The organism is Stenotrophomonas sp., assembly GCF_032099025.1.
Classification (GTDB): Bacteria; Pseudomonadota; Gammaproteobacteria; order Xanthomonadales; family Xanthomonadaceae; genus Stenotrophomonas.
This window is the reverse complement of record NZ_DAMCID010000030.1, coordinates 7,116-16,968: the sequence shown is the minus strand read 5'-3', so window position 1 is coordinate 16,968 and position 9,853 is coordinate 7,116. Positions and strand designations below refer to the sequence as shown.

Annotated in this window: 6 protein-coding genes; 4 read left to right on the top strand and 2 right to left on the bottom strand. The window is 66.9% G+C overall.

Translation table 11 applies throughout. The annotated features are described in order from the left end of the window. Positions 1-242: 242 nt before the first annotated feature. Together RT456_RS16815 and RT456_RS16810 are read right to left on the bottom strand one after the other, a co-directional pair. Positions 243-1,964: a thiamine pyrophosphate-dependent enzyme gene (locus RT456_RS16815; protein WP_313348240.1), complete on the bottom strand. Its 1,722-nt coding sequence runs from the start codon at positions 1,962-1,964 to the stop codon at positions 243-245. A gap of 116 nt (positions 1,965-2,080) precedes the next feature. Continuing rightward, the gene (locus RT456_RS16810; RefSeq protein WP_313348238.1) at positions 2,081-2,569 is read right to left on the bottom strand and encodes a DUF3574 domain-containing protein; all 489 of its coding nucleotides are present in this window, start codon (positions 2,567-2,569) and stop codon (positions 2,081-2,083) included. 236 nt (positions 2,570-2,805) lie between these two features. Here RT456_RS16810 and RT456_RS16805 point away from each other — a divergent pair, with 236 nt between their 5' ends. From RT456_RS16805 to otsA, 4 genes are all read left to right on the top strand, one after another. Continuing rightward, a complete protein-coding gene (locus RT456_RS16805) occupies positions 2,806-5,253 on the top strand; it encodes a TonB-dependent receptor (RefSeq protein WP_313348236.1) in 2,448 nt (815 codons plus the stop codon). A gap of 175 nt (positions 5,254-5,428) precedes the next feature. Continuing rightward, positions 5,429-6,193, top strand: coding sequence for a trehalose-phosphatase (gene otsB / locus RT456_RS16800; RefSeq protein WP_313348234.1), 765 nt, complete (start codon positions 5,429-5,431; stop codon positions 6,191-6,193). A gap of 21 nt (positions 6,194-6,214) precedes the next feature. Continuing rightward, entirely contained in the window at positions 6,215-7,996 is a 1,782-nt protein-coding gene (locus RT456_RS16795; protein ID WP_313348232.1) for a glycoside hydrolase family 15 protein, read from the top strand. Beyond that, complete coding sequence (gene otsA / locus RT456_RS16790) at positions 7,993-9,360, top strand: alpha,alpha-trehalose-phosphate synthase (UDP-forming) (RefSeq protein WP_313348231.1); 1,368 nt, start codon at positions 7,993-7,995, stop codon at positions 9,358-9,360. Before RT456_RS16795 ends, otsA begins: the two co-directional genes overlap by 4 nt. Positions 9,361-9,853: the final 493 nt, after the last annotated feature.

Below are 9,853 nucleotides of genomic sequence, written 5' to 3'. Positions count from 1 at the left end.
CCGGCTCCATGCACCCCCATCAAGCAACACGTAGTGCCGGCCGCTGGCCGGCTCCATGCACCCCCATCAAGCAACACGTAGTGCCGGCCGCTGGCCGGCTCCCCAATGCACCCGCATCAAGCGACACGTAGTGCCGGCCGCTGGCCGGCTCCCCATGCACCCGCATCAAGCGACACGTAGTGCCGGCCGCTGGCCGGCTCCCCATGAACCCCGCATCACGTGGAGCCGGCCAGCGGCCGGCACTACGGTTTATTGAGGAAATTGTTCGCCAGCAGGGCGCGCACGTCCCCTACGCGACCGTGCAGCAGCGCCTTGGCCGCATACAGCGCGGTGCCGGCCACCTGCTTGGCCTCCACCTGCGGCGGCATCACCAGCTCGGTCGGGCTGGTATGCACGTCCAGCAGCGCCGGGCCTGGATGGGCCAGCACGTCCTGCACCGCCTGCTCCAGGTCCTCCGAACGGGTCACGGTGCGCCCGTAGAAGCCGATGACCTCCGCCAGGCGGCCGAAATCGGGGTTCTTCAGATCGGTGTAGTTATCCAGCAGGCCTTCCACCTTCTGCTCCAGCTCGACGAAGTTGAGCGAGCTGTTGTTGTAGACCACTACCTTGATCGGCAGGTTTTCCTGCACCGCCGTCAGCAGGTCACCGAGCAGCATCGCAATGCCACCGTCGCCCGACAGCGAGATCACCTGGCGGCCGGGATAGGCCTTCTGCAGGCCAAGCGCCTGCGGCATCGCATTGGCCATCGTGCCATGCAGCAGGCTGGTCAGGGTGCGGCGGCGACCGTTGACGCGGATGTGGCGCAGGATCCACACCATCGGCGAGCCACCGTCGGCGGTGAACAGCGCATCGTCGCTGGCATGGCGGTCGATCAGTGCGGTGAGGTGCTGCGGGTGGATCAGCGTGCCCTCACCCGGTTCCTCCTCCTTCGCACGGGTCGCCAGCGCCTTCTCCCGGTGACCGATGCATTCGTCCAGGAAGCTGCGATCCTCGCGCTCCGGCAGCAGTGGCAGCAGTGCCTCCAGGGTCGGCCCGATATCGCCCACCACCCCCAGCGTCACCGGGTGGCGGCGGCCAAGATGGCTGCCATCGCGATCCACCTGGATCAGCGTGGCCTTGTCCGGGTAATACTGGCCCCAGGCGAAATCGGCCCCGAGCAGCAGCAACGTGTCGCAGGCCATCAGCGTGTGGTAGCCCGACTCGATCCCGAAGATGCCGGTCATGCCCATGTTGTACGGGTTGTCGTACTCGACGAAATCCTTGGCCCGCGAGGTGTGCGCGATGGGTGCCTTGAGGCGGGCGCCCAACGCCACCAGCGCGTCGTGCGCATGCTCGCAGCCCGCGCCGGCGTAGATGCCCACGCGCTTGCCCTCGCCGATCAGCGCGGCAATGCGCTGCAGTTCGTCATCGCTGGGGCGCAGCACCGGCTGGGCGTAGTGCACGGAGAACGGCCGGTCGTCTTTGACCTCCGCTTCGCTGATGTCGGCCGGCAGGATCACCACCGCCACGCCGCGCCGGCTGATCGCCGCCTGGCAGGCCAGCGCCACCACCCGCCGCGCCTGTTCCGGGTTGTAGACCTGTTCGCAGAACACGCTGCAGCTGGCGTACACCGCCTTGAAGTCCACTTCCTGCGGGAACTCCATGCCGAGCTCGGGGGTGACTACCTGGCTGGCGATCAGCACCAGCGGCGCGCGGTTTCGGTTGCTCTCGAAAATGCCGTTGATGAAGTGCAGCCCGCCCGGGCCACAGGAACCGGCGCAGGCCGTGAGCTGCCCGCTGATCAACGAATCGGCCCCGGCGGCAAACGCGGCCACCTCTTCATGGCGCACGTGCACCCAGTCGATGTCGCTGCGATGGAGGGCATCGGTGACATGGTTGAGGGTGTCACCGACGATGCCGTAACAGTGGCGCACACCGGCGGCCTGCAGGGTATCGACGACGATTTCGGCAACGCGCTTGCTCATGACGGCACTTCCACGCTCAGGGGGAAGTGCGAGCCTAGACCCGCGCAGGTGACACCGGCGTGCGATTCCGCGCGATTCATACCAAGGTAGGTACCGACCGTGGGTCGGTACGCCGTTTAGAACGACACCTCCACCGCCTGCTGCGCCCAAAGGACCGACTGGTGCTTGGTGGCCTGCTTCCATGCCAGGCGGATCGCCTCGATGTCCGCGCGGCGCTGCGGAGTGTTTTCGTGCAGCACCACCAGCACTTTGGTGCGCAGGCGGTTGGGCTCGGCGGCGCCGCGGAACAGCCACTGGCCGTAGGCATCGAACACGGTCAGGCCATCCGGGAAGCGCGGGGTGACCTCCTTGTCGAGGAACGCGCGCCACTGCGCCTCGGTGATGGCGTCGGTCTGCTCGCGCGCGGACGCACCGCTCTCTTCGCCCACGCCGAAGTAGAGCTCGCTGCGCACCCAGCCGGCGGCGGCGTCCGGGCGGGCGGCGTCGCCCTGCAGGCTGGCGGTGGTTGACGTGGTGGCGGGCTGGGCCTGATGGGCAAGCGGGGCGGTGGTTGCGCAGCCGCTTACGGCCAACAGCACGGCGAGCAGCAGGGGATGGGACTTCATGTTGCGGTTATCTCCGGGGGCGGTTGGGGCTGCGTGGGACACGCATGGCGTGTCGCTACCTTAGGGACATCGGCCGCCAGCATAGATGCCGAACGGCTATGAGCTGATGCCCCGGCGTACTGGGACTTGCATCACAAGGCCCCGTCACGCCAAGATAATATATCGCTTCATCCGGATGGATTGGTACATACATATCCAACCCTCCCCTCCCCCCTCGTCGTTCTGCTGGAGCCTGCATGTCCCGTCCGTCCGCGTCGCGCCTTGGCCTTGCCATTGCTTTGGTCCTTTCCTCCCCTCTGCTGGCCCAGGACCTTCACGCGCAGGACGCGCCTGCCACCGCCACCACGCTGGACACGGTGATCGTCACCGGTACCCGCGCGATCGACCGCACCGTGCTGGAGTCGACCTCGCCGGTGGACGTGTTGACCGCCGAGGACATCCGCCGCGCCGGCGTGGTCAATGGCGAGCTGGGCAGCGCGCTGCAGGCACTGCTGCCATCGTTCAACTTCCCGCGCCAGTCCAACTCCGGCGGTGCCGACCACGTCCGTGCCGCCCAGCTGCGCGGGCTCTCGCCCGACCAGGTGCTGGTGCTCGTGAACGGCAAGCGCCGCCACACGAGTGCGCTGGTCAACGCCGACAGCAAGATCGGCAAGGGCACCACGCCGGTCGATTTCAATTCCATCCCGGTCAGCGCGATCAAGCGCATCGAAGTCCTGCGTGACGGTGCCGGCGCGCTGTACGGCTCGGATGCGGTCGCCGGGGTGATCAACGTGATCCTCGACGATGCGCCCGAAGGTGGTGCCATCGAAGCCAGCTTCGGCGCCCACCACACCGATCTGGAGCCGATCGACCGCACCATCACCGACGGCCAGACCAGCTTCGTCAGCGCCAAGGTGGGTACCGCGCTGGGCGAAGATGGCGGCTTCCTGCGCGTCGGCCTGGAGCTGAAGAACCGCGAAGGCACCAACCGCGCCGGCTTCGACCAGATTCCGCCGTGGGACCAGAGCGATACCAACCTGGCCCTGCAGGGACAGCGCAACTACGTGCTCGGCGATGGCAGCACGAAGGACCTCAATGCGTGGATCAACACCGAACTGCCGTTCGGTGAAACGTCCAAGTTCTATTTCTTCAGCACCTTCAACCAGCGCGACAGCGAAGGCGCCAACTACTTCCGTTACCCGGACAGCGACGCCAACTGGACCCAGATCTATCCCAACGGTTACCGCCCGATCTCCGAGGGCGAGAACCGCGACGTGCAGGCCGTGGCCGGTGCCAAGGGCCAGTGGGGCGAGTGGAATTACGACGCCAGCCTGGACTACGGTTTCAATGCGTTCACCTATCGCCTGCGCAACTCGCTCAACGCCTCGCTGGGCCCCACCAGCCCCACCACGTTCAAGACCGGCGACTACCGCAATGAACTGACCGTGGGGAACTTCGATCTCGGCCGGGTGTTCACCCAGGGCAACAACAGCCACAGCCTGGGTCTGGGCGTCGAAGCGCGCCGCGACCACTTCCAGACCCGCCCGGGCGATCCGGCCAGCTACGCGGCCGGCCCATACATCGACCGCCCGACCGGTTCGCAGGCCGGTGGTGGCCTGACCCCGCAGGACGCCACCTCGCTGACCCGCGACGTGGCCAGCGCCTATGCCAGCCTGTCCAGCCAGTTCGGCGAGCACTTCTCCAGCGACGTCGCGGCCCGTTACGAGCACAGCGACGACTACGGCGGCGAGCTGACCGGCAAGCTCGGCCTGCGCTACGAGTTCACCCCGGCGTTCGCGCTGCGTGGCGCGGTGTCCAACAACTTCCGCGCTCCGTCGCTGGCGCAGATCGGCTACGAATCCACCTCTACCGGCTACAACGCCGCTGGCCAGCTGGTCCAAGGCCGCGTGCTCTCGGTGAACAATCCGATCGCGCGCGCACTGGGCGCCAGCGACCTCAAGCCGGAGAAGTCGCTCAACACCAGCCTGGGCTTCACCAGCCGCATCGGCGAGCACTTCGATCTGTCGCTGGACTTCTACCAGATCGACATCGATGACCGCATTGCACTGTCCGAAAGCATCACCGGCGACGCACTCACCGACACCGTGCTGCAGCAGTTCGGCGTGAGCGGCCTGCAGAGCGCCAGCTTCTTCGTCAATGCTGCCGACACCCGCACGCGCGGCGCCGAACTGGTGACCAACTGGCGCCAGGCGCTGGGCGATGGCCAGCTGCTGCTGACCGGCACCTATGCGTACAACAAGACCACGCTGAAGAACGTGCTGCCCACGCCGGCGCGCCTGCTCGCACTCGATCCGGATTACGTGCTCTTCGGCGTGGAAGAGACCAACACGCTCACCGACGCCACCCCGCGTACGCGGGCGCAGCTGGCCGCCAGCTGGGCCAACGACCGCTGGACGCTGAGCAGCCGTGTCAGCCGGTACGGCAGCGTGACGCGTGTGTTCAACTTCGGTGACGGTTTCGTGCCGCGCCAGACCTATGGTGCCGAATGGCAGCTGGATGCCGAGGTCGAGTACCGCATCACCCCGCAGTGGAGCGTGGCGCTGGGTGGGCAGAACCTGACCGACAATTATTCGGATCTTTCCAACGAGGACATCTACTATTACGGCAACCTGCCGTATGACGTGCTGTCTCCGATTGGCAGCAATGGTGCCTATTACTACGGGCGCGTTCGCTACACGTTCTAGGATGCGTGCGGACCAGCGGTCCGCCGCCGTCGGTGTGCAGGCGTCGCCCGACCGTTGGTCGGGCGACGCCGCACTCCGCCCCGTGCGCGTGACGACCCACGGTCGTTACCTGCCGCGCATCTGCGTGTGAACGCCGTTACCCGGCGATCACATACGCGGTGGCATGTTGGCGACCATGGCCAACGACTTCCCCCAACGTCCGCCGCCACCACTGCTGGACGATGCGTGCGCGCTGTTCCTGGACGTGGATGGCACCCTGATTGAATTCGCCGAGGACCCCGAGGCGGTCACCCTGCTGCCGGAGGTGCGTGAAGCCATCGGCCGCATCAGCGATCGCCTGGAGGGTGCGGTAGCACTCATCAGCGGGCGCCCGCTGGAGCAGCTGGACCGGCTGTTCGCCCCGCTCCACCTGCCGGCCGCCGGCCTGCACGGACACCAGGTGCGCGGCTTCGCCGGGCAGACCCACGCGGTCAACGCCGACCACGATGACACCACCAGCGAGTGGCTGCACGCCGTGCACCAGCAGGCCATGCGATTCGCACACGGCCATCCGGGCGTGCTGGTCGAAGACAAGGGCCACAGCCTGGCCCTGCACTGGCGTGGCGCGCCGCATGCCGCGCGTGATGTCCAGGCGTTCGCCGAACGGCATATCCGCGGCCATGGCGGCTACCGTCTGCAGCCGGGTGACCACGTGGTCGAATTCGTTCCCGAAGGCACCGACAAGGGTCGCGCCATCCGCCAGCTGATGCAGCAGTCGCCGTTCCGTGGCCGCATTCCGGTCTTCCTCGGCGACGACCTCACCGACGAATACGGGTTCGACGCGGCCAACACGCTGCACGGCTGGAGTGTCCTGGTGGGCGAGCGTGAGCCCAGCGCGGCCGTGTTCGCCCTGCCGCACGTGCACACCGTACACGGCTGGCTGCGCGAAAACGCCTACTGATGTCTGAGAGAACCACGCACCATGACTGAACCCAATCTGGACCTTGGCGTCGTCGGCAACGGCAGCTTCGGCGCACTCATCGACCGCAACGCGCGGGTCGTATGGAGCTGCCTGCCCACCTTCGACGGCGACCCGACCTTCTGCGCGCTGCTTCAGCCCAACCAGCAGACCGGTGGCGATTTCGCCATCGAACTGGAAGACATGGTCAGCAGCGAGCAGGCCTACCTGACCAACACCGCGATCCTGCGCACCGTGCTGCACGACAAGCACGGCGGCTCGCTGGAGATCATCGATTTCGCCCCGCGCTGGCGCCAGAACGACCGCTTCTACCGTCCCGTCAGCCTGATCCGGCAGGTGCGACCGCTGTCCGGCACCCCGCGCATCATCGTGCGCGCGCGGCCGCTGGCCGACTGGGGCGCGCGCGTGCCCGACGCCACCTGGGGCAGCAACCACATCCGCTGGGTGCTGCCGGACCATGTGCTGCGCCTGACCACCGATGTGCCGTTGCGCTTCGTGCGTGACGAACTCCCGTTCGTGCTCAACCATCCGGTGCACCTGGTGCTGGGCGTGGACGAATCGCTCAACCGCTCGCTGAGCGGCTACGTGCAGGAATCGTTCCAGCGTACGCGCGACTACTGGCGCGAATGGGTGCGCTACCTGTCCATTCCGCTGGAGTGGCAGGACGCGGTGATCCGCAGTGCGATCACGTTGAAACTGTGCCAGTACGAAGACAGCGGCGCGATCATCGCGGCAATGACCACCTCGATCCCCGAGGCACCCGGCAGCATCCGCAACTGGGACTACCGCTATTGCTGGCTGCGTGACGCGGCCTTCGTCGTGCGCACCTTGAACCGCCTCGGCGCCACCCGCACCATGGAACAGTTCCTCGGCTACATCTTCAACCTCGCCACGGCCGACGGCAGCCTGCAGCCGCTGTACGGCATCGGCTTCGAGGCGAAGCTGGAAGAGAGCGAAGTGGCCTCGCTGGACGGCTACCGCGGCATGGGCCCGGTGCGGCGCGGCAACCTGGCCTGGGTACAGCGCCAGCACGACGTGTACGGCAGCGTGGTGCTTGCCTCCACCCAGCTGTTCTTCGACCGCCGCCTGCAGGACCCCGGCGACAGCCATACCTTCGCGCGGCTGGAGCCGCTGGGCGAGCAGGCGTTCGCCCTGCACGACGTACCGGATGCCGGGCTGTGGGAATTTCGCGGCCGCACCGAAGTGCATACCTACACCAGCGCGATGTGCTGGGCCGCGTGCGACCGCCTCTGCAAGATCGCGGTGCGCTTGAAGCTGGACCACCGCGCCGAGTACTGGCGCGACCGCGCCAACACCATCCATGCACGGATCATGCGCGAGTCCTGGAGCGAGGAACTGGGCCACTTCACCGATACCTACGGTGGCCATCGTCTGGATGCCTCGCTGCTGCTGCTGGCCGACATCGGCTTCATCGCCCCTGACGATGCCCGCTTCGTGGCCACCGTCGAAGCGATCGGCCGCGACCTCAAGCATGGCAACGCGCTGTACCGCTATGTGGCCCCGGACGATTTCGGCGAGCCGGAAACCAGCTTCACCATCTGCACGTTCTGGTACATCGATGCGCTGGCCGCGATCGGCCGCATCGACGAGGCGCGCGACATGTTCGAGACGCTGCTCGAACGCCGCAACCACCTGGGCCTGCTCTCCGAGGACCTGGCCTTCGACAACGGCGAGGCGTGGGGCAACTTCCCGCAGACCTATTCGCACGTGGGCCTGGTGACGGCGGCCATGCGCCTGTCGCGCAGCTGGCAGGAGGCGTCATGAGCCGGCTGGTGGTGGTATCCAACCGGGTGGCCGCGCCAGGTGTCGCCGCACCCGGCGGGCTGGCGGTCGGCCTGCTGGCTGCATTGAAGGAACGCGGCGGTCTGTGGTTCGGCTGGAGCGGCAAATCGGTACGCGACCCCAGCGGCAGCCTGCACGAGCAGACCGAGGGCGACATCCGCTACGTCACCATGGACCTGAACAAGCGTGACGTCGATGGCTACTACAACGGCTTCGCCAACCGCACGCTGTGGCCGCTGCTGCACTTCCGCCTGGATCTGGTGGACTACGACCGCGCCACCCGCGAGACGTACCGCCGCGTCAATGCGCTGTTCGCCGAAAAGCTGGCGCCGCTGCTGCGCGAAGACGACATCGTCTGGATCCACGACTACCACCTGATCCCGCTGGCGTCGCTGCTGCGCGAGCGTGGCATCGGCTGCCGCATCGGCTTCTTCCTGCACGTGCCGATGCCCTCGGCCGACCTGCTTCAGGCGATGCCCGACCACCTGCGCCTGTTCTCCAGCCTGTATGCCTACGATCTGGTCGGCTTCCAGACCCAGCGCGATGCCGACCGGTTCCAGTCCTACGTGCGCCTGTTCGGCGGCGGCCGCGCCCTGGCCGACGGCATGCTCGAAGCGCCCGGCGGGCGTCGCTTCCGTGCGGCGGCCTTTCCGATCGGCATTGATACCGCGCACATCGAACGCCAGGCCAAAGCCGGTGCCAACAAGCCGGCCGTGCGTGACCTGCGCAACAGCCTGCGCAACCGCCAGCTGGCCATCGGCGTGGACCGGCTGGACTACTCCAAGGGCCTGCCCGAGCGCTTCCAGGGCTTCGAACGCTACCTGCAGCGCCACCCCGATCAGCGCGGCAGCCTGACCTACCTGCAGATCGCGCCGGTCTCGCGCGGCGATGTCACCGAGTACCGGCAGCTGCGCAGCCAGCTGGAACAGATCGCCGGCCACATCAACGGCGGGTATGCCGAGCCGGACTGGACCCCGCTGCGCTACGTCAACCAGAACTTCGCCCATGCCACGCTCACCGGCTTCTACCGCGCCGCCGCCGTGGGGCTGGTGACGCCGCTGCGCGACGGCATGAACCTGGTGGCCAAGGAATACGTGGCCTCGCAGGACCCGGAGAATCCCGGCGTGCTGGTGCTTTCGCTGCTGGCCGGGGCCGCCGATGAAATGAAGCAGGCGCTGCTGGTGAACCCCCACGACCTGGACGGCGTGGCCGATGCCATCGCCACCGCGGCCACGATGCCGCTGCGCAAACGCGTGGAACGCTGGCAGGCGATGATGGAACACCTGCGCACCTACGACATCAACCACTGGCGGCAGTCGTATCTGGATGCCTTGGAAAGCGGCTGATTACGACAGCCCTGTGATCGCGCGTGATGTCGCGATCACCACCTTTTCGCCGCTGCGCTGCGCATCAATCGCGTTGCTGCAGTGCGTTTAGGAACGTGTCGCTTTAGACACCATGCGAATGCAGAGCCCACCTGTGACAAGACGCCTGTTTGATAGGCGTCCTAGATGGTTGTAGCGGTCCGCAGATTCGTAACCTTCGGCCGCTGCAACTTTCATTTCGCATTGACAGGTCCTCACGACATTGACCCCGCAGAGCCCATGCATGCCGCATGGGGCGACCTGCGCAGGCCTGCCTGCGCGGTCCTGAATCCGGGAATCCGATTGATGTCACTGCTGGACCGATACATTGAAAACACCGCCCTGCACATGGGCCTGGGGCACCGCGCGCGCAACCTGATCGAGGTCCTGGTCGATTACATCCGCAGCCTGCCCGACGGCGTGCACGGCCTGCGCCGGCGCTTCGACGCGGTCGGCCTGGGCGCGGAATTCCCGT

Excerpts from the sequence above, each read along its gene's own strand:
- RT456_RS16795 (WP_313348232.1), top strand. The coding sequence starts at position 6,215 with ATGACTGAACCCAATCTGGACCTTGGCGTCGTCGGCAACGGCAGCTTC.
- otsA (WP_313348231.1), top strand. The coding sequence starts at position 7,993 with ATGAGCCGGCTGGTGGTGGTATCCAACCGGGTGGCCGCGCCAGGTGTC.
- RT456_RS16810 (WP_313348238.1), bottom strand. The coding sequence starts at position 2,569 with ATGAAGTCCCATCCCCTGCTGCTCGCCGTGCTGTTGGCCGTAAGCGGC.
- otsB (WP_313348234.1), top strand. The coding sequence starts at position 5,429 with ATGGCCAACGACTTCCCCCAACGTCCGCCGCCACCACTGCTGGACGAT.
- RT456_RS16805 (WP_313348236.1), top strand. The coding sequence starts at position 2,806 with ATGTCCCGTCCGTCCGCGTCGCGCCTTGGCCTTGCCATTGCTTTGGTC.
- RT456_RS16815 (WP_313348240.1), bottom strand. The coding sequence starts at position 1,964 with ATGAGCAAGCGCGTTGCCGAAATCGTCGTCGATACCCTGCAGGCCGCC.